Genomic DNA, 23,955 nt, shown 5'->3' on the forward strand with positions numbered 1-23,955 from the left:
GACAGTGATGTCTGTGCTTCCCTCACTTGTAAGATTATTGAAGATAACTTTATCTTTGGAGGCTGATGTAACTTGAGCTAAGACAACATAGGCTGGACTTTGATCATTGTCAATATGATCGACTTGAAGCTCAAGAGTGTTGTTAAGTTTGTCGCCATCGCTTCCCTTAATGATCAAACGATCGCTTCCTCCTTGTATTGACCTATACTCCTCACTTGTATATGCCTTTCCATCTGTATATCCTGTGCTTGCAATGATTGCATCTTTTGAGGCATAGAGGGTGATTGTGCTATCTTTGAGATCAAATTTGGAAACCTCTAAGCTTCTAAGTTCAAGACTTGCTGTTTTTTGGAATCTTTCTGGATTATTTCCTGCAAGATTAAGATGGACATGTGAACTTTCATTGCTTGTAATTTCAGCTAATTTCCCGCCATTGGCATTAAAGATTATAGATGAGTTATTACCCAAAATCAGCTTAGCTTCTTTGTTGCTGTCCCCTCCAAATGCAGTTCCTTCAAATAATTCTCCAGAATCTGTTTTATATTTTTGGACATTGAAAGTAAGAGTGCTTCCTTCTGAGAGTTGGAATGTGCTAGATTGTTTGGAATAAATTCCATAGACTTGATTTGAATCGCTGCCTGTAAAATCTTTGCGTGTATTAAATGTGACATTATCAAGTCCATAGACTGGATTATTATTTAGATTGCTATATAGACCATAGGTATTGTTATCTCCCGAATCGCTACCAAGCACGATCCTACCTTGAGCTTCTAGAGTGAGTAGACCATCTTTTGCAGTTGAGATGAGTTTTTCATTGGTGCTAGAATATGCTGAAATCTTAATACTTCCATTGAGTGCTCCATCTTTCTCTGCCTCTATGAAATTCCCCTTTTGCCAATTTGCAAATGCTAGTGTCCCACTCAGAGCACTCTTACCTTTAAACAAAACTCCTACAGTTTTTGAAGTGCCAACAAAACTTGCGATAGTAGTTCCTGCATTGTTGATGTTGGCCTTAGCCCCATCTTCTAAAACGATGCCATAAACATTCTCACCAGCAAGGCTGATTGTGCTAGATGATGAGTTGAGATTTGCAGTGTGATTGCCTTGAGTGATAAGAATCCCAATAGCATTGGTTGCATTTTTGAGCGAAAGATTGTATTGACTGACCAATGTCAAATCCCCCTCTTTGAGGTAGATCCCTACCATTTTTGTATTGCTTGCTTTTCTGTTTCTAGTTTCTTTTGCATCAAGATTGATGGTTAGTTTCATGGTTCCATCCAAAGTCCCTCCAAGGCTATAAATCCCATATCCTGTAGTGTTTTGAGCGACTTTGATCGTTTGATTGAGATTATTCCAATAGTTTGTGGTGCTTTTGATGATGTTCCCTGCGATGTCTTTCCCTTCTACTCCTTCATAAGTAGCAGTCGTGTTTGCAAACGTGAAATGTGAGCGATTGACATCATTGTAGATTCCATAAAGCATGTTATCAAAGCTTGCAGGATTTCCATGAGCGATAGAGACATTTTTGATTGTTAGTGAAGCACTATTGTTGGATAATTTTAAAACATCGATATTTTGATCGGTATTCTTTTCGCTGCTAGGCTGAATCTTTTTGAAAACGATACTTCCCCATCCTTTATCGCTCGTAAGCTGTTTTTTGTTACTCCCGTCATAATAAATTCCGGAAGTCACTTTGGAGGGTCCGATGTTATTGAAGATGATTTGAGCGCCATTGGAAACTTTTGCATCTTGGCTCAAATCAATCCCTATTGCCTGATTTGATCCAGAGATTTTATTGAAGGTGACATTTCCGCCAGAAATAGAGCTATTCACCATACCAGCAGCTTTGTCTCCAGAACCGATAGAGTTAAATGTGACTGATGAGCGATCATTTAAGCGAAGAGTTATCTCATCCATTCCATAGGCTGATTTGTTGTCAGATGAAATTGATTCAAAACTAAATGAGGAAGCTTTAGCATCAATAGATGCTTTTCTTAGTCCTACAGCATAGTCAGCGGTAGATCGGATCTTTTTGAAAACAAAGCTTGATTGCTCTGCATTGATTTTATTGATAGCCGATCCTTTGATCCCTGCAGATTTTTTGGCCTCAATATTACCAAAGATGAAGTTTGTTTTATAAGCGTTGAGATTAAGATTGCCATCAGAGCTAGTGTCGCTCATCCCTTGAGCAAATTGAGCACCCTTGATCTTGCGAAACTCTATCGTTCCACCACCTTTATTTTGATTTTTATCTCCAAAGAAATAGGTTGCTGAATTTTGAGCAACGATACCTGTAGCACCTCCTACATTAACTGTGCCAAATTCATCGGGGTTGCCATTACCTGTGTTTTCAATATTTTCAAAAATAATTTTTGATGAGTTGTCCCCTAAAATTATTGGAGCCATCCCAGCGGTATAAAACCCATATGCGATATCCCCATTAGATGTAATATTGTTAAAGATAACTTGAGAATTATCCAAATTAATCTTCGATTTTTTTGTTTTGTCTTCTGATCCGTTGATGACAAAACCTCCATCTTCATAAGAAGATTGAATAGAACCAAATCTTATTTGGCTGTTGGCAAGTTTCATATCTAGGCTATCAGCATTGATAAGAATCCCCGTAGCCTTATTGGCTTGCACTTGTTCAACATTAATCGATGCATCATCTTTTCCTTCAAACAATGTTTTGGATTTGAAGCTAAAGCCTTCAGCAAATTGAAAGCTATCTCCTCCAATATTTCCAAAGTTTGTTGTGGAGTTGTTGCCAAAGTAAAGGTGAATATGATTATTGGGATTATCGGGGTTATAAACATATAGACCAGTATCAAAAGTGCTACTAGAGGGGTTTTTGGTTGTCCCATAAACTAAGGCAACAGAGTTCAGATTAAGTGTTGCTCTAGAGATATGGATTCCAAATGCTCTGGAATTCCCAAAAAGTCCTGTTCCATTGCCAAATAGAATCGCATGAGTTGTGTTAGAAGGCTGAAGTGTGAGGTATGTTGTTCTTATCAATATTCCAAAAAATGCATAAGGACCAACTATATTAGAATTAGAAGCAATTGGACTAGAAAAAATTAAATCTGATGTTAAATTTATCTGTCTAGGCAAAGCAGAATCTTTGACATAAAGTCCATATCGATTGTTATTTTTTTCAAAGATTGTATTGCTCATCCCATCGGTGTCGATGTTACCGGCACTAAGTGAGGTTCCTCCCCCAAGTATCAAAGCAAGAGAAGTTGCTACTAAAGAACAATAACGATAAGAATAGCGTGTCTTTGTGTTTTTCATTTGTTTTCCTTTTTCTCATTTAGATTAGTGTGTCTATTCTGATGTTTGACATGTGTGTTTAGTGTTTAGTGTCTACCTCTTAATCCTAAAAATAAAAATTCTTATTTAAGAAGTTTAATAATCTTATCACAGATGCTTTATGAAAGATTATTTTTTTGTTTTTGATAGCTTTATATGCATTAGATTGTTTGTTTGAGTCGTGATAGGAGAAGGAGAAAACCCCGAATTTATCGCATATCTATAGGTACCATTGGAAATAATTTTTTAGTGATGATTTGAAATTTCTTTGTCTTTTTTGTAGAAGATTCTTTGAAAACAAAATTAAAAATAATTAATAGTTTTAATTTGTTCACTAGGTTTTATTGGTTTTGAGTGATGATTACGCTAGAGACTGGAGTTTTGTATTTGGACTTTTTTGTATGGTTTGGTATTTTAAGTGGTGGACCCTGCAGGATTCGAACCTGCGACCAATCGGTTATGAGCCGAGTGCTCTGACCAGCTGAGCTAAGGGTCCCTTTGCAGAAGGTGAATTATACTTTAGATCAAACCTAAAAGCAAGGAGATTTTCTAGGATCGCCAGCATAATAATAAAGGTCAGAAAGCTTGTCCCCCCATAGCTAAAGAGAGGAAGAGGTAGCCCAACAACAGGGGCAAACCCAATCGTCATAGCGATATTGACACTCATGTATACAAAAAATAAAATTGCTACACAAGAAGAAATGACGCGCAGAAAATAATCTCTGCTATCACTAAGAGAATAAAAAAGAATATGAAAAATCAAAAATAAATAAAGCACAATAAGCAAAATTCCTCCTACAAACCCAAACCTCTCCATATAGTAGGCAAAGATAAAATCGCTTGTTGCGATAGGCAGAAATTTGAGTTGAGATTGTGTCGCTTCATCTTTTACCTTTCCTCTAAGACCTCCTGCACCGATAGCGATGATGGATTGTGTGACTTGATGAGAAGGTTTTTCAGAAAGAAAGTCGTGGATGCGTTTTTTCTGATAGTCACGGATTCCATACTCATAGATAAGCGGAGAAGAGAATGCAAAAATACAAAAAAGAGTGATCCAAATTTTTTTATTGACTCCAATCAGGAAGAGCATCCCATAGCCCATAAATAAGATCGTTAAAGCTGTCCCAAGATCGGGCTGTTGGAGGATGATGAGAAATGGACCAAGGATTAGGAGGCTAATGCGTCCAAATTCATGCCAATCATATCCTTCTTTGGGTGGAGGATTTTGGCGAATGACAAGAGCAAGCATAAGCATGAGTGAGATTTTTAAAATCTCGCTTGGCTGGATTGAGAATGGGGTAAAGGGGATTTCTATCCAGCGTTGTGCTCCTAGCTTTTTTGTTCCAACAAATTCGACTAAAATGAGAAGAAACATCGAAAGCCAATAAAAGCCATAAATTGTTTTTGAAAGTTTGCGAAAAGGAATGAAAAATATAATATAAGCGATGATAAGAGAAGCTCCGACATAGATGAGTTGCTTATAAATCAAATTGCTTCCAAGTTCATAGATTAGAAACATTGAGATCCCAATGATAGGCAGGATAAGCAATGGGATGAGAAAATCAAAATGTGCTAGAATCCTGCGATTGGAAAACAACTCAAACCTCGACTTTTATATTTAGATTAAAGATGAAAAATGAAGTTTATCATAACCGCTTCAGATATTGAAAATAGCTCAAGACTTGATTCTGTTTTGGCACATAAGCTTGGGGTGAGTAAAAACCAAATCACCCAAGCCATCAAACACGGATTGATTTTTTGTAATGACAAAATATGCACCAAAGGTGGAGTTTTACTCAAAGAAAATGATTGTATTTCTTTAGAAAAACTTGAACAAGAAAAATGTAAGAAAACACAGATTGATTTTGAAGTAGAAGTTTTGTTTGAAGATGAGGATGTTTTGGTGCTTAATAAGCCTCCTCATCTTGTCATTCATGATGCTCCAAGTGTCAAAGAAGCGACACTTGTAGATTATCTTAAAAATAAAGGCTATGTACTTTCGACACTGAGCGGAGAAGAGCGCTATGGGATCATCCATCGTCTTGATAAGCCTACAAGTGGAGCTATTGCGATTGCAAAAAATAATCAAGCACATATTGCGCTTTCAAATCAACTTAAAACGCGTCAAATGGGGAGATATTATCTAGCCATCACAGATCTTCCACTAAAGCAAGATATTGAAGTAGAGTGTTATATGGGACGCAATCCAAATAATCGTCTTAAAATGGCAAAACTTTCTGATGGACGCTATTCAAAGACATCTTTTGTTTCTCTTTTACAAGGAGAAATGGGGCTTATTGCAGCTAAACTTCATACAGGAAGAACTCATCAGATTCGATTGCATTTAGAAACGCTTTCAAGACACATAATTGGTGATTTAATATACGGAAAAAAGGATTCTTGCGGAGTGCGTTTGATGTTGCACGCTTATCTTTTGTATTTTATTCATCCTCGCACGCAAAAAACGCATTGCATTTGTGCTCCACTTTTTAAAGATATGTTAGGATTCTTAGAAGAAAAATTTGGCATGGAGAGCGTCAATGAAGTTGTGGATCAAGGGCATATACTTCAGTGTTTTGGGGATAGTTTTTAGTGGATGTGCAAATTTATTTTTTAATCCCAATTTAGATTTATCCCTTTCAACACTTCCTTCTGTTCAAGTGTTGCCTGATGTGAGTTCTGTAGCGTTTGAGTGGAAGAGGGTGAACGATTCTAATATCGATGGCTTTGTGGTATATCGCAAAGAAGGCAAGGGGGAGTTTGAGCGTATTGCTATTATTCGCAATCCTTTGGCAACACACTTTTATGATCGAGGTTTGAAACCCGAAAGTGTTTATCAATATAGTTTTGCAATTTTGGGTAAAAACAATCGAATCTCTCAAAGAAGCAAAATTCTCAAAGTCAAAACTTCTTTTATTCAGCCTGTGGATACGCTTTTTGCAAGTAGTGATGAGCCAAGACTTGTAAAACTTGTTTGGAGTGTTCATGCAAATCCAAGCATCAAAAAATATGTCATTGAAAAAAAGATCAAAAATCAATGGAGTGAAATCGCTGAAGTGAAGGATCGTCTTAATGTCGAATACTATGATCGAAATCTTTTAGATGGCACAACTTATGAGTATCGTATCGCTGGAGTGAGCTTTGAGGGTGATAAATCGCGTTATTCTGAAGTGGCAAAGGCGACGACAAAGTTTCCTCCTCCATTGCTTGAAAACATTACAGCCTCTCAAAATATTCCAAAGTTGATCATCCTTAAATGGGATGATTCAAAAATCAATGATTTGGCTGGATATGTGATCTATGCTTCACAAAAAGAGGAGGGGAGATTTGAAAAGATTGCAGAAACACTTAAGCCCTACTATGAATTTCGCACCGACAAGAATGGAATGAAGTGGTTTTTTAAGGTTGTAGCTGTAGATAAGGATGGGATTCAAGGATCTCTTAATCAGATCCCAGTATGTGGGACATCTCTCATTCCTCCAAATCCCCCAATGATAAAAGGTGCAAGTGTGCATGAAGGTGAGGCTATCATTGGATGGGAAAAACCAAGTGAAAGGGTGATGGAGGTCAATGTTTATCGCAAAGAAGGAGCTTTTGGTACTCCTTTGAAATTTAAGCTTCCTGCAAGTGCAACAAGATTTGTAGATAAGGAAATGAAAGTCGGGGTGGATTATGTGTATTGGGTGGAATTTGTTGATGTCAATCAAATTCCAAGTTCTCCAAGTCAAGAATTTAAATTAAAGAGAGAATGATGCCGCATTGTTTAGCAAAAGAATTGAGACTTCCTCCACTGCCTTTTGTGAGTGGAAAATATGAGTTTGTATTTGAGGCACAAAAAGAGGGCGATGAAACGCAAAGTTTGATTTTGGTACGTTTTGAAGAGCATGAGTTTTTTCTGCGTAAGCGTTATCGCCAAAAACAAAATGACTATATTTTGAAATGTGAAAAGGGGTCAAAAAATCTTCCTACGGGCATCATTAAGGGAGCGCTAAGAGTTATTGCCTCATATAATGAAGATATGCTTATTACACACAATCTCAATAATGATTCACTTAAGCAAACTCTTCTCTCTCCATTTTTGAAGCAAATTCATCATTTTTCAGACTTTCATCGTCCTTTTGAGCTTGAAATTGGATTTGGTTCTGGAAGACATCTTTTGAATAAAGCTAGGCAGAATCCATCGATGTTTTTTATCGGTATTGAAATTCATACACCTTCAATTGAGCAAGTTTTGCGTCAGATTGAGATTCAGGGGATCGAAAATGTGTGGATTATCAATTTTGATGCAAGGGTGTTTTTGGAGTTATTGCCTTCTTCGTTGTGTCAAGCGATTTATATACATTTTCCTGTGCCATGGGAGAAAAAACCTCATAGACGTGTGTGGAGTGAGAGATTTTTACATGAGGCGATGCGAATCTTAGATCAAGATGGAAAGCTTGAGCTAAGAAGCGATGATGAAGGGTATTTTCTCTATGCTTTGGAGATTGTTTTAAGACAAAAGCATTTGCAATGCAAAATCAATAAGAATCTTCAAAAAGAAGTAGTGAGTAAATATGAAGATCGTTGGTTGAGACAGCATAAAGATATTTATGATCTACAGGTCATTGCTATGGAGAAAAAGACAGAAAAGAAACACAATAAGGCTTTTATTTTCCCTGCAAAAGTTTTTCTTAGAAGTTTTGATAAAATCCCAAAAAAGGTCATCAAGACTGATTGGTTTTTGCATATTGATAGTTTTTATACTTCCAGTGATTTTTCTGTTTTAATGGTAAGTTTTGGAGACTTTAATCAGCCTCAAAGTAAATTTTTGCTCATCCCCAATCAAGGAGAGCCAAGATATTTGGGTGGAAATCCTTTGCCAACAGAAGCGACGCATAAGGCACATCAAGAGCTATTGAGGATGATTCAAAAAGGAGAAGAAATTGAGTGTAGTGATTGAGGCAAAAAAGCTTGAATTGTTTTATAAAAAAAATGAACCCGTGATCAAAGAGGCAGATTTTAGAATCTATAAAAAAGATTTTGTCTTTGTTGTTGGTGAAAGTGGAAGTGGTAAGAGCACATTGCTTAAGTCCCTTTATGGGGCATTGAGTGTAAGAGGAGGTAATCTAAGTGTAGGGGGGATCAATATGAAAAAACCTTCTAAAAGCGATATTTTGAAGCTGCGAAAAAACATCGGGATTGTGTTTCAAGATTACAAATTGATTGAAGAGTGGAGTGTGGAGAAGAATGTGATGCTTCCTATGCAAATCAATGGCTATGCTAAAGAACTTTGTGTGCAAAAAACACAAAAACTTCTAGCTCATACTAAAATGAGTCACAAAGCCTCTAAATATCCACTTGAGCTAAGTGGTGGAGAACAGCAAAGAGTTGCGATGGCAAGGGCTTTGGCGCATAATCCATTTTTGATTTTGGCAGATGAGCCGACAGGAAATCTGGATGAGTATTCTTCAAGTTTGGTTTGGAATTTATTGAAGGGTGCCAATGAACAGTTAGGGATTACTGTGGTTGTTGTTACGCATCAGATTCCTGCAATGCTTGATATCGCAAGCAAAAGACTTCAAATAGAGGATGGGATGGTTTATGAATTTCATTAAAAGGCATTTATCGTTAATTTATCCGCTTGTGATGCTTTTGTTTAGCTTTGAGAGTGCAGTATTGGTCCAAAGAGCTGTAGAGGAGCATGAAAAAAAACTTTCTCAAGATTACTCTATTGTGATTGCTTCTAAGCAAGAGTTAAATGCTCAACTCTTGTCTTCTAAGATTCGATATTTTAAAGAGATTAAACCGATTGATCCTCAGATTGTTTTAAAAAGTTTGGAGCACACAATTTCGGCAGAAAATTTGGCTTTTTTGAAATCTGAGCTTCCCTTGTTTTATTCGATGACGCTTGATATTTTTCCTAATCAATCTCAGCTAAAAAATATCAGCAATACTCTGCTTTCTATCCAAGGTGTCGAAAAAGTGGAGCTTTTTGCAAAAACTCATTCAAAAGTTTATCGCTTGCTCCTTCTTTTGAAAAAGAGCATTGTTTTCTTTGGGACGCTTCTTGGGATTTTAAGTATTTTGCTGATGGTAAAGCAGGTTGAAATCTGGCATTTGCAACATTCAAAAAGAATGGAGATTATGAGTTATCTTGGAGCACCTAGCTGGATGAAAAATAAGATTTTATTTAAGCTTGCTTTGATTGATTCTGCGGTTTCTTCTTTGCTTGTTATTGGTGGAGTTTTTTATATTCTCAATCGAGATGAGTTTGCATCAGTCTTGGAATCTTTAGAGATTAGCAATGTTGTATTTTCTCCTGTTGGTGATTTTATTTCGCTTTTGGTGATTTCAGTTTGTATTTCCATACTCTCAGCTTTGGTTGTTATTATTCGTCAAAAGGATTATTAAATCGTGCGTTTGGTAGTGGGTATTCTTGCAATTATAATAGGGTTAAATGCCCAAAATGTTGATAATGCGATAAAAAAAAATCAAGCCAAGATTCAAAAAAATATCAAAGAACAAGATCGGATCAGTGCCAAAATTAAGGAGCTGGGAAAGCAAATTTCTTTTCAAAACAATGAGTTGAAATCTTTGGTAGATGAGATTCAGATTTTGGAAAAAGAAATTGAGGACAATCAAGGGAAGTTTTTAGAAGAGGAAAAAGAATTTAAGCTTGCAAAAAATAGGAGTGATGAACTACACAAGCGTAATATGGATATCCAGTCCCAAATCACAAAGCTGATTGCCCAAGAGCTTGCTTTTCGCGTGATCGTGAGTGATAAACAACCTACGAGTTCTGAAGATATTGTCTTAAGTGAGCTTTTTGGTGCATTAAGTAAAAATGCCAAAACAAGCATTGCTTCGCTGACAGATGAGAAAAAAAAGATCGGAGTTGAGATACAAGAAATCTCTAAGAAGATGCAAGCTCTTCAGGGGGTGATCAAACAACAAAACCAGAGAAGGACAAAACTGCAAGAAGGTGTGAAGAGAAGTAACGTTTTGATTGCAAAGCTTGAAAAAGATTTGAAAGCATATGATGAGAGAATGAGTAAAATCGCTCAAGAAAGACGCAATTTAGATGAAATTTTGGAGCAACTCAATATTAGAAAACAAAACGAGAAGAGAAAAGATATACAAAAAAAAGATGAAGCAAAAACACAGATTGCAAAAAAAGATCGTGTCGCCCCATTGGATGTTAGAAGAATGGGAAGTTCATATCGTCAGGTTTCAACAATGCATTATCGTGGAAGAAAGACGATTGCCCCTCTTGATACTTATGCGATAGAGCAAAGGTTTGGAACATATTTTGACCCTGTGTATAAAATCAAAGTCTTTAATGAATCTGTGATTTTGTCTCCCAAAAAAGCAAACTCAAATGTTAAAAATGTGATGGATGGTAAAGTTGTCTTTGCAAAAGAAACGCCAGTGCTTAAGAAAGTTGTGATTATTGAACATGCCAATCAGATGCATACAATTTATGCCTATTTAGACAAGATTGCTCCTACAATACGCCCAGGTTTGCGAATCAAAAGAGGGTATATTATTGGAAAAGTCAATGAGCGTTTAGGTTTTGAAGTAACACAAAAAGATAAGCATATCGATCCTTTAGAGTTGATTCAATAAAATTTAAAAAGATTTCAGAAAAAATTCTTTTTGACGATTTAGGGTGGAGTTTTAAATTTTCAAGGAGGAAGAGAATGCTTGAATTGAGACAAAATATTTCTTTGGCACAAGAGAAGATTTTGGATTTGGCCAAGCAGTATGGAGGGACAGAGATTGGATCTAGGCAGGTGTTGGAAAAAAGGCACGATACTGAGGAAGATAAAAAACTCAGAGAAGAACTACAATCTCTTACTCAAAAGTTTAATCAGGAAATGAGGAAGCTGGGGACAGATATTAGTTTTAATTATGATGATACAATTGAGGGTTTGTTGGTTGTGGTTAAGGATGTGGAGAGTCAAAAGGTGATTCGAGAAATTCCATCAAAGGAAGCGATTGAGCTAATGAAGAAAATGCATGATTTAGTCGGTGCAATTTTCAATAAGCAAGGGTAAAAATTGAAAACAACAAGCACAGAGAGCAATAAGATGGGAGAGAGTTTATGGCTGTAGGGAAGCTTAGCTCTTTAGGGGTGGGGAGTAATGTTTTAAATTATGATGTCATTGAAAAGCTTAGAAAAGCTGATGAAAAGGCGATGGTCGATCCTATCGACAAAAAAATGAAAGAAAATGTCGAAAAACAAGCAGAACTCGCATCAATCATCTCTATGCTAGGGGGAGTTAATTCTGAAGCAAAGATCCTTTCTGATTATTCTTCATTTATCAAAAGGAAAACTGAGGTTATTGGAGAAGGCTTGAGAGCAAGCGCAAGTCCTGGTGTCCCAATCCAAGATATTAGCGTGGAAATCAAGCAAGTTGCAAAGAATGATATCAATGAGGTGGGCACAAAGTTTGAATCAAGAGAATCTGTTTTTACTGAAGAAGATACTGTGCTTGCCTTTAGCGCAAGAGGTCATCGTTATAAAATCAAAATTCCTGCAGGTACAACTCTACAAGAAGTTGCTCAACTTGTGACAGATAAATCAGGGGGGAATGCTATAGGGATGGTGATGAAAACAGGGGGAGCCAATCCCTATCAATTGATGATTAATTCAAAAGAAACTGGAGAAGAAAATCGAATCTATTTTGGATCAACTTTGCAGTCTGAAGCAATCAAGGGCGGAGCTCTAACTTTGGGCGAGGGGGATTTAGAAATTGTCTTAAAAGATGTGAATGGCCTTGATCAATCAGTGCTTATTCAGCTTCCACAAACTCCAGAATCAAGCAAATCAAGCGATAATGCACAAGCTATCAAAGAAGCTATCAAAGAAGCTATCGCCCAAAATCCTGATTTGGCAGACTTATTGGGAAAAGATATTAATATTGGAATCGGGGTAGGTGGAACTTCTTTGGTAATCAATGATCGAAGGGGTTATCAAGTTCAGGTTTTTGGGAGCTTGGCAAAAGAAATAGGCTTCAAGCAGACAGAGACAGAAATTGATCCGATTGTTTTGGGAAGCAAGCCAGTTGAGGGGGGAAAACTAGAGGGAAAAATCAGCTTAGGATCAGTTCCTCTAGATTTGTCTGAATTGACCAAGCGAGGTAATACAGGAGCGCAAAATGCTCAAGCGATTGCTGATGCATTTAATAATATCGGTGGACTTTTTGTGCATGTAGATGATCAGGGGAGATTGGTTGTCAATACCAATGAGGGGGATGTATTTATTAAAGCAGATGATGAAGCGGGTAAAAAAGCTTTGGGGCAAATAGGGCTAAGAGAAGGGAGTTTTGCTGAATATAGCAAAACCCAAGAAGGGATTTTTAAGCTCAAAAACATCCAAGCAGGACAAGATGCAGAGTTGATGTATAACGGAGTGAAGGTCATACGTCCCAAAAATGAGATTGATGATGTTGTGAGTGGGGTGAAGCTTGAGCTTGTGAGTCCTACTCCAGAGGGAAAACCTGCTATTGTGAGCATCACTGCAGATAATGAAAACATTATTGAGGTAGTTAAGAGTTTTGTTGAAAAATACAATGAGTTGATGCCAAAGCTTGCTGAGGTTACAAGATATGATCCTGAAACAGGAATAGCAGGGATTTTCAATGGTGTAAGTTTTGTGCGCATGATTCGCTCTTCTATCAATCAAATATTTTCTGCGATTTCTGGAAGTGGAAGCGATATCAAAAGTTTGGTTAAATATGGTTTGAGTTTGGACGATAATAAAATTAGCTTTGATGAAGCAAAGCTTGCAGATGCACTTAGAGCTGATCCTGATGGAGTAAAAGACTTCTTTGTGGGTATAGATAAGGCAGTATTGGGTAAAGATACGCGTGTAGGTGGTGTGTTTAGAGAGTTAAATGAGAGAATTGATTCGATGATTAAGGGATCTAATTCTTCATTAAAGCTTTATGAGCAAACATTGACGCGTGATGATAAGCGCTATAGGGAAGATCGTAAAAAAACGATGGAAAGACTTGATGCGCGATACAACTCAATGGCGGAGCGCTTTGCAGCTTATGATAGTCAAATTGCTAAAACAAACGGATCTTTTAATAGTGTACAAATGATGATTGATCAGGCCACAAGGAAGTAAAAATGCGAGGAAATGCTTATCATCTATATCAACAAAATGCAGTTTCAATTGAATCTCCTGCAAAGTTGATTGAAATGCTTTATGAAGGGATTTTGAGATTCTCTGCCCAAGCAAAGCGTTATATTGAATTGGACGATATTGAAAAAAAAATCTATTACATTAACAAAACGACAGATATCTTTAGTGAACTTCTCAATATTCTTGATTATGATCGTGGAGGAGAGGTTGCACACTACTTATCTGGACTTTATACGCATCAAATTAAACTTTTGGCTCAAGCAAATATTAGAAATGATGAAACAAAAATTGATACAGTGATGCGTGTAGCAAGGGGACTGCTTGAAGCTTGGAGAGAGATTAATCATCATGAGTTGGCTAGATAATCTTAAGATTGCCTTGATTGAAGGTGATGCTCAAAAAGCTTTTCAAATCAGCACAAATCTTCCTCAAGAAGGATTTAAAAACTTGGAAGAAATGCTTGATGCAAGAGAATTGATTTTGCAAACCATGGAGCTTTTGAAGCAGGAAAAGGAAAAAACCCGCATCGCAATGCAACAAATCCGCACTGCTCAAAAATTCTTACAAGATTGATGAAAGTTTTTTTTGTTAGTGGGGTTGATACAGATGTGGGCAAAACTTTTGTTGCACATCATCTTGTTGAGAAACTACAAAGCCGATCAATCAAAGCCATTGCGATTAAGCCCATAGAAACCGGAATAGCTTTCAATGCTTCTGATCGACTCATTCATTTAAAAAGTGCTCAAAAAATCCTTCCAAATCTAAGGCTTGAGGATATTAATCTCTACTCTTTTGAGTCTCCTTGCGCTCCTTATGTGGCTGATCTTCAAGGCATGATTTGTTTGGACAACCTTTATAAGCAGATTGAGGGTTTTAGGGGAAAGGTAGATGTTTTGATAATAGAAGGGGCTGGTGGGCTATTTGTTCCAATTTATAAAGATTTTTTTATGGTTTCTTTGGCAATGGAGCTTCAAGAGCGCTTTGAATCAATGAGTTTGATTGTGTGTGATGATAAATTAGGAATGATTAATCGCTTTTTGAGTGCTAAATTTATTTTAGATTCTTTAAAATTGCGCTTTATATTTTTTATCAATATAAGAGATCAACAAAATTTTGAGAAAATTAATCTCCCTTTTATGCGTCATTTTGATTTTGAGACGCAATTTGATTCTTTGATTGAAAAAATGTTATGAAGGAAAATAATGGATTTTGCATCTCTTGCGCGCGCGTATGGCACTCCTTTGTATGTATATGATTTTGATCGACTGAGGGAAAATTTTTTAAACTTCAGACAGGCTTTTAGTGGAAGAAAATCATTGATTTGTTATGCCCTTAAGGCCAACTCCAATCTTTCTATTTTGAAGTTTTTGGCTTCTTTGGGTGCTGGTGCAGATTGTGTGAGTATTGGAGAAGTGCGTCGTGCGCTTTTGGCAGGTATTGAGCGCTATAAGATTATTTTTAGTGGCGTAGGGAAAAGGGATGATGAGATTGAGGAGGCACTAAGAGAGGGGGTTTTGTTTATCAATCTTGAATCTTTTCAAGAAATGCAACGCGTTGAAAAGATCGCCCAAGATCTCAAACTGATAGCAAGGGTTTCTGTAAGAGTGAATCCCAATATCGATGCCAAAACCCATCCTTATATTTCTACAGGACTTCATGAAAATAAATTTGGAGTAGAAATCGAGCAAGCCAAAGAAATGTATCTTTATATCAAAAACTCTCCATTTTTGGAGGCTGTGGGGATACATTTTCATATTGGATCACAGATTTGCGACCTTGATCCCATCCTGCAAGCATCCCAAAAAATTGCTCAACTTTATCGTTCTCTTTTGGCACTAGGGCTAGAGATCAAATTTTTTGATGTGGGGGGAGGGATTGGAATCTCCTATCAAGAAGAGCAGATTATTTCTCTTTATGATTATGCACAAGGGATTCTTGCAAGTCTTGGAGAAAATGAGCCGACTATTATTTGTGAGGCTGGGAGGAGAATTGTAGGGGATTGTGGTGTATTTCTTACTCAAGTGATTGGGGAGAAAAAAAATGGAGATAAGCGCTTTGTGATTGTGGATGGGGCGATGAATGATTTGATGCGTCCTTCACTTTATGGAGCGATTCACCAACCCACTTTACTCAAAGATCAACAAGGGGAACAGTCACGATGTGATATTGTGGGACCAATTTGTGAGAGCGGAGATTATCTTGCAAAAGATATTTTGCTTCCCTCAACTCAAGCTGGAGATATCATCGCTTTTGCCAATGCTGGAGCATATGGGATGAGTATGTCTAGTCAGTATAATTCGCGTCTAAGAGCTGCAGAGGTGGCGATCTCTCAAGGAGAGGTTTTTTTGGTCAAATCAAGAGAAAAATTTGAAGATTTAATACAAAAGGAGGTGGAATGTCTCAAATGATAGAGAATCTGCGTTTGGAGATAGATCAGATTGATGATGAAATTATAAGACTCTTGCATCATCGCTTGGCATTGGCCTCTCAAATTGGGAAGATTAAAGGTCAAATTCAACAAGAAATCAAGGATTTTCAAAGGGAAGAAGCGATCATTCAGCGTCTAGAATCAAAAGGACTTCTATCCAAAAAACAAATTCAGCTCATTTATCAAAATATTTTTCTGCTCACGCAGCAGATTCAAGAGGAAAGTCATGCAGTTTCGTCCAATTAAGCTAGATGATAGAGATCATATCCTTGCGCTCCAAGATCGGAGTGAAATGCCTTTATCGGATTTTAATTTTACTAATTTGTGGATTTGGAGATTTGCTAGAGAGATTGCTATAGTTGAGGTGGAGGGGTGTTTGATCATTCGCACAACATATCCTCAAAGTGAGCCTTATTATTTTTTTCCTTTGGGAGAAAATTATCCTAAAGCCCTTGAGGTATTTTTAGAATCATGTCCTAATGCAAAATTTAAATCCTTGACTTTAGCACAATCACTGTATTTAAAAGAGCGATTCGGACTTGAATCTCAGGCTAATCGCGATCGTTTTGATTATGTCTATAGCATTCCTGAGCTTATTGCTCTTAGTGGAAGAAAATATCATAAGAAAAAAAATCACCTCAATAAATTTTTGACCTCCTATCCTGCTTTTGTTTTTGAGATTATGGAATCTAGACACATTGATGAGTTGCGCGCAGTGTATCATCAATGGTATGAGGCTAATCCTCGAAAGGATGAGGCTTTGGAGGCTGAGAAAAGGGGGATTGAATCAATTTTACAAGATTTTGAGATTCTCTCTCAGACTACAGGGGATGGATTATTTGGTTTGAAGGGTGGATTATTGCGGGTTGATGGAGAGATTGTAGCTTTTTCTTTTGGGGAGGCGATTTCTCAAGAGAGTATTGTTGTGCATATTGAAAAAGCCAATACGGCTTATAATGGAGTATTTCAAGCCATCAATCAGCAGTTTTTGGAACATTTATGGGGAGCATTTATGTGGGCTAATCGTGAGGAGGATTTGGGGATTGAGGGATTGCGCAAGGCAAAGTTAAGCTATCAACCTACACATCTGCTAGAGAAGTATGAAATTTAGTATTTTTGGAGATTGGGCTTATTCTTGTTTAGAAGAAGAATTGGTTGCACACTCTTTTGAAGAGCTTCAGGAGGCATTTAAAAGGCTAGAGGAATATCAAAAAAAGTTTTTTTGTGTGGGTTATGTGAGCTATGAAGCACATAAAGCACTCTCTGATAGGCTTTTTATCTCTTCCTCTCCGTTGTTGTATTTTGGTGTCTTTTCTTGCCGTGAAAGGCTTAAAATTCCCCCAATCAATGATCTTTTTTTTCCTTTTGATTCAAACTTTTTAGATGAAGAAACATATGTCCAAAAAATCAAAGCCCTAAGAGAGCAAATCGCATTTGGCAATACCTATCAAGGAAACTTTACGACTTTTTTTGAATTTAAAACCACAATCCCATCACTCCATCTTTTCTATCTTTTGATTCAAAAACAAAATACTGCTTATAAGGCTTATTTACCTACTCCTTTTGGAGAGATTTTGAGTTTTTCTCCAGAATTGTTTTTTTGTATTCAAGAGGGGAAAATTTTGACACGCCCAATGAAGGGAACAATGCCAAGGGGATCTGATCCTCAAGAGGATGAGGCCAACAAAAGATTTTTGTCTCAAGATATTAAAAATCGTAGTGAGAATGTGATGATTGTGGATCTTTTGAGAAATGATCTGAGTAAAGTCATCCAAAATGGCACTCTTGAAGTGAAAAAATTGTTTGAGATAGAGACTTATCCGACGCTTTTTCAGATGACTTCTACGATTGAGGGAAAAGTGCGTGAAGATCAGGGGTTATTTGAGATCTTTCAAGCTCTTTTTCCTTGTGGGTCAATCACTGGCGCTCCCAAAAAGATCACCATAGAGATTTTGGAATCTTTAGAGCAAAGCCAAAGAGGTGTATATTGCGGAGCAATTGGGGTATTGCAAAAAGATTCTGTTGTTTTTTCAATCCCTATTCGCACAATTATTAAAAACGATCTGCATTGTCGCTATGGGGTGGGAAGTGGGATCGTGTGGGATAGTCTGCCTGATGAGGAGTATGCAGAATTGCAGACAAAGATGAAGTTTTTAAAACAACAAGTAAAGTTCTCTCTTCTTGAGACGATTCTTTATACCCCACATCAAGAGATTCAAGAATTTCTAGAAATCCCCCAAGGAATGACATTTCTTTCATCTCACTTAAAACGTCTAAAAGAGGGTGCCAAAAGATTAGGGATCAAGTATACAGATCATCTCTCTCAGGAATTGCAATCCTTTAGTTTTGAGGAGAAAAAAATCATTCGTGTTTTGCTTACTCAAAGTGGGGAATCAAAAATTGAGATCTTGCCTTATGAGGAGGTGAAATCTCGTGTAATCACTTTGCAAGAAAAGCATCAAAGAAGTGATTTAGATATTTTCAAAACAACGCTTGGCAAAGATGTGAAATATCTCAATGAAAATGGATTGTTTGATGAGGTTTATCATCGTGATGGAATCTTGCTTGAAGGGATGCGGAGCAACCTTGTCTTAGAGCTTGAAGATGGGCTTTTTACACCTAAATTTGAAAATCAAATTTTGCGAGGAATATGTCGTGATATTTTGCTAGAAAAGGGAGTGATCCAAGAGAGGGTGTTGAGAGTGGAAGATTTAAAAAGGGCTAAGAGGATTTTTTGCATAAATTCTGTGCGTGGGGTAGTGGAGGTTAATCTACTTTGAGTTAAAATTAAAGTTTGTAACTTTGGAGTAAGAATGAAAAAATATATTTCCCTTGCATTATCAACCATATTAACACAGGCTTTGGCTGTGGATTGTACGACTGAGACCACTGAAATTAAACAAGGCGAGACTTGCACAATTTCTTTAAATCAAAAATTAGAGATCTCTGGAGCCAAACTTAATAATCAAGGAACTCTTGTTTTTGAAAACTACTCTTCACTGAGTTTTAAGGCAATGCCACTCATTGGAGGGTCGATAAGCTCTAATTCCATCACGGGGGAAAGCCAAAGAGGGAAGATTTTGATCAATGGTTACAGCACTAAAATTAACGCAGAAAATAGTAATCTCTCAATCCTCAATCAAGATATTAACTTCTCAAGCGGAAAAGGTCTGACAATCATTGCTAATACACTCACACTTGGAGATACAGGCAAAGAAACAGTACTTTCTAGCCAATCAAGTGCTGAGCTTATTTTGTCTGTGAGTTCGACTGAGTTTAAAAATGCCAAGATTCAAAATCTAAAAATCACAAGTGATAAGCTTACAACTCTCACTGCCAACCAACTCACATTGGATAATGTCTCTTTGACTTCCACACAAGATCTTTCATTAAATAGTTTGCAAGCAAATAGTGCAACAGTCCCAGCCTCTCAAACTTCACAAGCAACTCTAACTCTTACCAAAGAAAGCTACATCAAGGGGAAGAAATTTACAATCTCTGGAGATTACAAGGTATCAGGAGGGGGAAATGTCACTTTTGGAGGAGAGAGCGTTGAGGTTGGAAAAGCTACGGCAGATACTTCTGTATTATCACAATCTGTACAAAGCGTGACGAGTTTTATTGGATCTAACTCACAAGAAGAAGAGGGCAAAAAAACCTCAATTGGTTTTTATGGGACCAATGATGGGGCTGGTGTGCTTTTTCATCAAGTCAGTGCAGAAGATGTGACTTTGCAAGTGATTAAGGATGGAGATGGGGCAGTTTTGGGGAATGTCTCCACGACACTGAAAGATGCCATTTTGGAGGGGAGAGATAGTCGGGGTCAAAGCCAAGTCCTTGTGATTGAAAATGGGAATTCTACAAAGACTAATCAAGGGGTGATTAAAGTGCAGGCTTCTAGCACAAATGCAGAAAGAGCTACCGAGCATCAAAGCACTCTCAGTGGAGCAGGGATTGGGATTTATGGACATAAGATTGAGATCGGAAAAGATACATCTAGTCAAAATAAGACAGGAGCACCCTATATACTAAATCTTACAACAGATGATAATGCCGGAGAAATCGCTCTAGGCAAAGAGAATTCTCAGAATCAGGCAAATGCTATTGATGTTCAGCAAGAGGGAAATAAAGATGGAGAGGTGAGCATTGAGGGAAAAAATGGATCTAACCTAAAAAATGGCGCAAAGCATACTCTTAAATTGGGAGGAAATAAACTGATTTTTGATGGCTCTGTGATGCTCAAAAATCTTTCTATCCAAACACAAAGCAAAAATGATTTTCTTGTCATTGAAGGTAAGACAAGCAAAAGTATTTTGAATCTTGAAAGCATTGATTTATCTGTAGGAATGCTTGATGCAAAGGGGGAGGGGAAATATCAAGGATTATTTTTTACCTCTCAAGAGAGCGATCAGAGATCTATACTTAAAGCTACGACAGACACAAGTATGAAGGCTTCTGAATTTGTGTTTAAAAATCAAAACCTTGAACTCACGCAAAACAAAACCTTAAATCTTTATGCCTATGGTGCAGTTGATTTGCCTAAAGATAGTCAGCAAGCTATCCCTGAAAGCATCGGGAGATTTGCTTTTTATGATACGACATTTGCAAGCAGTAGTGCTCAAGGTGCAGAAAGTAGAGAAGACGCTTCTTCAAGCACAACTCTGAAACTCTATTCTGGAGAAAATGGTGCAAAAATCCTCTCAAGTGGATGGGTGCTTAAGGATATGAATCTTGAGAGTCTAAAAATACAAAATGGTGCAAAAAATGGCGAGAAAAATGGTGAGACAAAAGCTTCTCTTGACTTGTCAGATCGTGCAAGTAATCTTACAGCACTTGGGAAAGTCACGCTGAGTGCAGCTGACTTTCGCTATCAGCAGGGAGGAGAGATAGTCCAAGGTGTGGGAATGGATCTTTTTGTGGGAGATTCTACTGCTGTGGGGAATCTTGTTTTAAAAAGTGATCAAAAATCTCAAACTCAGAGTGATGAAGCAAGTGAAAAATTTATCATTGGCGGGACTCTGACTTTAGACCACTCCTCGATCAATATGAATAACAAAAGTCGCAAAACAGGCGGCCAAAGCACTTTTGATATCGAGATTGGGAGTAAAAAGCTTAGTGAATTTAAGATCGGGCTAATTGTTGAGGGTGGGATTAGTGCTTTGCATGCCAATACTGCAGGCCAAAGCACAGAGATCAAAGCAGAGACATTTGACTTTCAAGCAAGCTCAAAAGTTCATAGTAAGAATGGGATCTTAAAACTAACTTCAAAAAATGGGTTGATTGAAATTAAGGGGACAACAATCCTAGAGGGAACCGAGACAGCTAAAGCTAGTATTGAAGCTAACAAACAAAATGGAGCGATGGGAGTTGATGCCACCACACCGATGCTTGCACTCCATGATGTAGAAGTTAGAGGAAGTGCAGAGCTCAAAAATAATTTTGCATTCAAAAATTCCAATATCCTTGCCCAAGGAGATGGAACCAATAAAACTTTCACGATCCAAAAAGGTAATGGAACAAAAACAGGTGAGACAATCGATGGGGTCGATACACTCACACTTCAAAGTGCTGTGATTGATGTCAAAAACTCTAGTAATGGTGCTGAGTTGCAGCTCAATAGCGGTGGAAAGATCACTTCAAGTGGAGAATCTGAGCTTAAAACCGCAGGACTATCAATCGCCTCTCAAGCTCTCCAAGAGGGAGGGACTCAAAGCAGTTTGATTGCCCTTGAGGTTTTAGATGGTACGCTTAAAATCACCGAAACAACAGCAAAGGATAAAATCGGAACAATTAGCCTAGGACACAAAAATGCTTCTGATACCTATGAGGGTGGGAATCTGATCCTTTTGAAAAATGGAGAGCAAAAGCAAGAAGCTTACAATGCTCTCAAAATCCAAGCTCCACTGACTTCTTATGGGGATTCAAGCATTACTGCAAGCTCTTTTAGTGTAGAGGTATCATCTCAAGATCCTGTGATCTCTAGTGTTGGGGGAGAGCTTAAGCTGATCGCAAAGGGAACTTCTGCAGAAGTAGGAATGAGTGCCATAGCAGGAGAACAAAACACTCCCTTAAAAATCACTTCAGGTGAGATTAAACTTGTCAATGGAAGCTTGGGATTTTATACTAGTAAAGAAAAAACAGCTGATCTTACATTGGGGCAAATCACTCTAGGAAATATTCAAGCACAAGGCACTCTCTCCTCAGATTCTGCGACGAAAATTACCTCGATTGGCAACTCAACTATTAAGACAAGTCAAAATGGGTTACAACTTCATCATACAGAGATTGCCTCTACAGGTGGAACATTGCAACTTGTGGGACTTAAAGGAGAATCTACATTTGGCAATATTGTTTTAAATAATGGAGGTTTGATTGCTCTTGCAGGAGGAGATTCTAAGGATACTCAAGAAAGTATCAAGCTAGGATCGGGTAAAACAATCACGATGATCTCTAGCTCTCCTTATGTCTCTCCAAGCGCTCCTTTGGGTGGAGGAGGATTTGGGCAGATTCAGGCTAAGAGTGTTTCTTTTGAGGGAAATAGCACAGAATCTCAAAAGCTCATCAACCTTGTGATAAAACCTGAAAAACTTGCAAGTGGAGTGGAGCTCTTTTCTCTTCGAGAGGGAGATCTTGTTTTGATCAAAACAAGCGAGGGGATCACAAAAAATACAACTACAACTTTAGTAGAAGCCTCTAATTCTCAAAATGGGATAAAAATTGATCTTACAGATATCTCACTAGATTATGGCGGATATAAATCATTGCAACTGACACCCAAGCTAGAAGAAGATGAGAGCAAAAGCAAGGTTTTATCATTACTGCTTGGTGTGAGTGTGGTGCAGAATAATATCTCTGAGCTTTTAGAAAGTGTCCAAGATCCTACCAAGCGAAAAGAGCTAGAAGCGACATTGGCGCAGGGAAGATTGGAAGAAATTGCAGATTCGATTCTGACAAGTTCAAACCATCCTTTGAAAGTAGGGATTGCTGAGAATATTGCACAGGGCAATACGCAGATCGTCTCTGAAGTGCTTTATTATGCAGATGATGGTTTTGATGCGTTGGCTCATCTTGCATCGACAACCTATAATATCTATGAGCAAATGAGCTCGCTTTCTTTTGGATCATTGCAAAATCGTATGGCACGCATCAAAAACCCTTATGCTCCACAAGAAGAGCTTGCTACTCTTTTAAGAGAGGCTTCAAAATATGCTTATGCAAGCGATGATGATGGAATCATTTTAGATGTAGCAGAAGAAAAGAGGTTAGATAAAGGAGGGATTTGGGCGAGTTATGATGGGGCAATGCGAAGTGGAAGAAGTGTAAGCTCAAGTGTCAATGGGTTGAGTGCAGGATATGATGGGGTGATTGATGATCATGTATTGCTTGGTGGGTTTGTGAGTTATCTGTATGGGGGATATAATGGGGAGCATATTCAAAACTCTTCACACAATATTCATTTGGGACTTTATTCAAGAATGTATTTTGGGGGACACGAGATTGATTTGGTTTTGTCTCAAATGATTGGGATCAACTCCTCAACACTTAATGTGGGATATGGAACTTTTCCTGCTATGTTTAATGGAGAGTTTGGATTCAATTGGTATGCGACAAGTTTTCAGGCACGCTATGGATATGCATTTGCCTTGGGTGAGGAGGAAAGTCCTTATTATTTGAAACCTGTTTTTGGAATCGATACAGCATTTATTCTTAACGATCAAACCCAAACAAATGCAACTGCCTCTATTGGAATCACAAAAAGAGAAAATGTACGTTTTGATCTAATAGCTGGTCTTGAGCTGCGAAAATATTTCAATGCAGAGAGTTATGTGTTTGTTTTGCCAATGGTGCAAGCAGGGATTATCAATTTGGGAAATCAGATTCAAGTAGGTTTTGTGGGATCAAGAGCTCTTGCATATGACTTTGATCAAAAGCAAGATATCAATGTGGGGATCTATGCTGGGGGTCAAGGGAGTGTGGCTCAGAACCTTGCGATTTCTGGAGGTATGGGGATCAAAATGGGTGTCAAAAACACAGATGTGATTACAAGCTGGAATGTCGGCTTAAAGTACAAATTCTAAGGATAGAA

At 37.7% G+C, this 23,955-nt stretch carries 18 protein-coding genes and 1 tRNA gene; 16 read left to right on the top strand and 3 right to left on the bottom strand.

What is annotated here, in order from left to right; genetic code table 11:
• The 3 genes from LW137_RS05685 to LW137_RS05695 all read right to left on the bottom strand — a co-directional run.
• On the bottom strand, window positions 1–3,291 hold a 3,291-nt coding region (locus tag LW137_RS05685), incomplete at its 3' end, for an autotransporter outer membrane beta-barrel domain-containing protein (RefSeq protein ID WP_233034093.1).
• A gap of 437 nt (window positions 3,292–3,728) precedes the next feature.
• Window positions 3,729–3,805, bottom strand: a tRNA-Ile gene (locus LW137_RS05690).
• Window positions 3,767–4,828, bottom strand: coding sequence for an FtsW/RodA/SpoVE family cell cycle protein (locus LW137_RS05695; protein ID WP_346344796.1), 1,062 nt, complete (start codon window positions 4,826–4,828; stop codon window positions 3,767–3,769). The genes LW137_RS05690 and LW137_RS05695 overlap by 39 nt, the downstream gene beginning before the upstream one ends.
• A gap of 117 nt (window positions 4,829–4,945) precedes the next feature.
• Between LW137_RS05695 and LW137_RS05700 the strand changes: the two genes are divergently transcribed.
• The 16 genes from LW137_RS05700 to LW137_RS05775 all read left to right on the top strand — a co-directional run bounded on the left by LW137_RS05700 (window position 4,946) and on the right by LW137_RS05775 (window position 23,947).
• Window positions 4,946–5,902, top strand: a complete 957-nt coding sequence (locus tag LW137_RS05700; RefSeq protein WP_233034094.1) for an RluA family pseudouridine synthase — start codon at window positions 4,946–4,948, stop codon at window positions 5,900–5,902.
• Window positions 5,850–7,061 carry a fibronectin type III domain-containing protein gene (locus LW137_RS05705; protein WP_233034095.1) on the top strand — a complete coding sequence of 404 codons (1,212 nt, stop codon included), beginning with the start codon at window positions 5,850–5,852 and terminating at the stop codon, window positions 7,059–7,061. Before LW137_RS05700 ends, LW137_RS05705 begins: the two co-directional genes overlap by 53 nt.
• Complete coding sequence (gene trmB / locus LW137_RS05710; protein ID WP_233034098.1) at window positions 7,061–8,248, top strand: tRNA (guanosine(46)-N7)-methyltransferase TrmB; 1,188 nt, start codon at window positions 7,061–7,063, stop codon at window positions 8,246–8,248. Before LW137_RS05705 ends, trmB begins: the two co-directional genes overlap by 1 nt.
• Entirely contained in the window at window positions 8,232–8,903 is a 672-nt protein-coding gene (locus tag LW137_RS05715; RefSeq protein WP_233034102.1) for a cell division ATP-binding protein FtsE, read from the top strand. Before trmB ends, LW137_RS05715 begins: the two co-directional genes overlap by 17 nt.
• Window positions 8,890–9,699: an FtsX-like permease family protein gene (locus tag LW137_RS05720; RefSeq protein ID WP_233034109.1), complete on the top strand. Its 810-nt coding sequence runs from the start codon at window positions 8,890–8,892 to the stop codon at window positions 9,697–9,699. The genes LW137_RS05715 and LW137_RS05720 overlap by 14 nt, the downstream gene beginning before the upstream one ends.
• 3 nt (window positions 9,700–9,702) lie before the next feature.
• On the top strand, window positions 9,703–10,914 hold the full coding sequence (locus LW137_RS05725; protein WP_233034116.1) for a murein hydrolase activator EnvC family protein: 1,212 nt from the start codon (window positions 9,703–9,705) through the stop codon (window positions 10,912–10,914).
• A gap of 74 nt (window positions 10,915–10,988) precedes the next feature.
• Window positions 10,989–11,345, top strand: a complete 357-nt coding sequence (locus LW137_RS05730; protein WP_233034122.1) for a flagellar protein FlaG — start codon at window positions 10,989–10,991, stop codon at window positions 11,343–11,345.
• Between the two features lie 47 nt (window positions 11,346–11,392).
• The gene (fliD, locus tag LW137_RS05735) at window positions 11,393–13,423 is read left to right on the top strand and encodes a flagellar filament capping protein FliD (RefSeq protein ID WP_233034130.1); all 2,031 of its coding nucleotides are present in this window, start codon (window positions 11,393–11,395) and stop codon (window positions 13,421–13,423) included.
• A gap of 2 nt (window positions 13,424–13,425) precedes the next feature.
• Window positions 13,426–13,806, top strand: coding sequence for a flagellar export chaperone FliS (gene fliS, locus LW137_RS05740; RefSeq protein WP_233034136.1), 381 nt, complete (start codon window positions 13,426–13,428; stop codon window positions 13,804–13,806).
• Entirely contained in the window at window positions 13,790–14,014 is a 225-nt protein-coding gene (locus LW137_RS05745; protein WP_233034142.1) for a hypothetical protein, read from the top strand. The genes fliS and LW137_RS05745 overlap by 17 nt, the downstream gene beginning before the upstream one ends.
• A complete protein-coding gene (bioD, locus tag LW137_RS05750; RefSeq protein WP_233034149.1) occupies window positions 14,014–14,634 on the top strand; it encodes a dethiobiotin synthase in 621 nt (206 codons plus the stop codon). The genes LW137_RS05745 and bioD overlap by 1 nt, the downstream gene beginning before the upstream one ends.
• Before the next feature lie 9 nt (window positions 14,635–14,643).
• The gene (gene lysA, locus LW137_RS05755) at window positions 14,644–15,849 is read left to right on the top strand and encodes a diaminopimelate decarboxylase (protein ID WP_233034155.1); all 1,206 of its coding nucleotides are present in this window, start codon (window positions 14,644–14,646) and stop codon (window positions 15,847–15,849) included.
• Window positions 15,837–16,115, top strand: coding sequence for a chorismate mutase (locus tag LW137_RS05760; RefSeq protein ID WP_233034159.1), 279 nt, complete (start codon window positions 15,837–15,839; stop codon window positions 16,113–16,115). The genes lysA and LW137_RS05760 overlap by 13 nt, the downstream gene beginning before the upstream one ends.
• A complete protein-coding gene (locus LW137_RS05765) occupies window positions 16,096–16,980 on the top strand; it encodes a DUF2156 domain-containing protein (RefSeq protein WP_233034161.1) in 885 nt (294 codons plus the stop codon). The genes LW137_RS05760 and LW137_RS05765 overlap by 20 nt, the downstream gene beginning before the upstream one ends.
• On the top strand, window positions 16,970–18,649 hold the full coding sequence (locus LW137_RS05770) for a chorismate-binding protein (protein ID WP_233034163.1): 1,680 nt from the start codon (window positions 16,970–16,972) through the stop codon (window positions 18,647–18,649). The genes LW137_RS05765 and LW137_RS05770 overlap by 11 nt, the downstream gene beginning before the upstream one ends.
• 33 nt (window positions 18,650–18,682) lie before the next feature.
• On the top strand, window positions 18,683–23,947 hold the full coding sequence (locus LW137_RS05775; protein WP_233034165.1) for an autotransporter outer membrane beta-barrel domain-containing protein: 5,265 nt from the start codon (window positions 18,683–18,685) through the stop codon (window positions 23,945–23,947).
• The last annotated feature ends 8 nt before the right edge of the window (window positions 23,948–23,955 follow it).

Origin of the sequence: Helicobacter kayseriensis (assembly GCF_021300655.1) — a bacterium.
In the GTDB taxonomy this organism is placed as follows: domain Bacteria; phylum Campylobacterota; class Campylobacteria; order Campylobacterales; family Helicobacteraceae; genus Helicobacter_G; species Helicobacter_G kayseriensis.

Excerpts from the sequence above, each read along its gene's own strand:
- LW137_RS05695 (WP_346344796.1), bottom strand. The coding sequence starts at position 4,828 with ATGTTTCTAATCTATGAACTTGGAAGCAATTTGATTTATAAGCAACTC.
- LW137_RS05700 (WP_233034094.1), top strand. The coding sequence starts at position 4,946 with ATGAAGTTTATCATAACCGCTTCAGATATTGAAAATAGCTCAAGACTT.
- LW137_RS05705 (WP_233034095.1), top strand. The coding sequence starts at position 5,850 with ATGAAGTTGTGGATCAAGGGCATATACTTCAGTGTTTTGGGGATAGTT.
- trmB (WP_233034098.1), top strand. The coding sequence starts at position 7,061 with ATGCCGCATTGTTTAGCAAAAGAATTGAGACTTCCTCCACTGCCTTTT.
- LW137_RS05720 (WP_233034109.1), top strand. The coding sequence starts at position 8,890 with ATGAATTTCATTAAAAGGCATTTATCGTTAATTTATCCGCTTGTGATG.
- LW137_RS05730 (WP_233034122.1), top strand. The coding sequence starts at position 10,989 with ATGCTTGAATTGAGACAAAATATTTCTTTGGCACAAGAGAAGATTTTG.
- fliD (WP_233034130.1), top strand. The coding sequence starts at position 11,393 with ATGGCTGTAGGGAAGCTTAGCTCTTTAGGGGTGGGGAGTAATGTTTTA.
- fliS (WP_233034136.1), top strand. The coding sequence starts at position 13,426 with ATGCGAGGAAATGCTTATCATCTATATCAACAAAATGCAGTTTCAATT.
- LW137_RS05745 (WP_233034142.1), top strand. The coding sequence starts at position 13,790 with ATGAGTTGGCTAGATAATCTTAAGATTGCCTTGATTGAAGGTGATGCT.
- bioD (WP_233034149.1), top strand. The coding sequence starts at position 14,014 with ATGAAAGTTTTTTTTGTTAGTGGGGTTGATACAGATGTGGGCAAAACT.
- lysA (WP_233034155.1), top strand. The coding sequence starts at position 14,644 with ATGGATTTTGCATCTCTTGCGCGCGCGTATGGCACTCCTTTGTATGTA.
- LW137_RS05760 (WP_233034159.1), top strand. The coding sequence starts at position 15,837 with ATGTCTCAAATGATAGAGAATCTGCGTTTGGAGATAGATCAGATTGAT.
- LW137_RS05765 (WP_233034161.1), top strand. The coding sequence starts at position 16,096 with ATGCAGTTTCGTCCAATTAAGCTAGATGATAGAGATCATATCCTTGCG.
- LW137_RS05770 (WP_233034163.1), top strand. The coding sequence starts at position 16,970 with ATGAAATTTAGTATTTTTGGAGATTGGGCTTATTCTTGTTTAGAAGAA.
- LW137_RS05775 (WP_233034165.1), top strand. The coding sequence starts at position 18,683 with ATGAAAAAATATATTTCCCTTGCATTATCAACCATATTAACACAGGCT.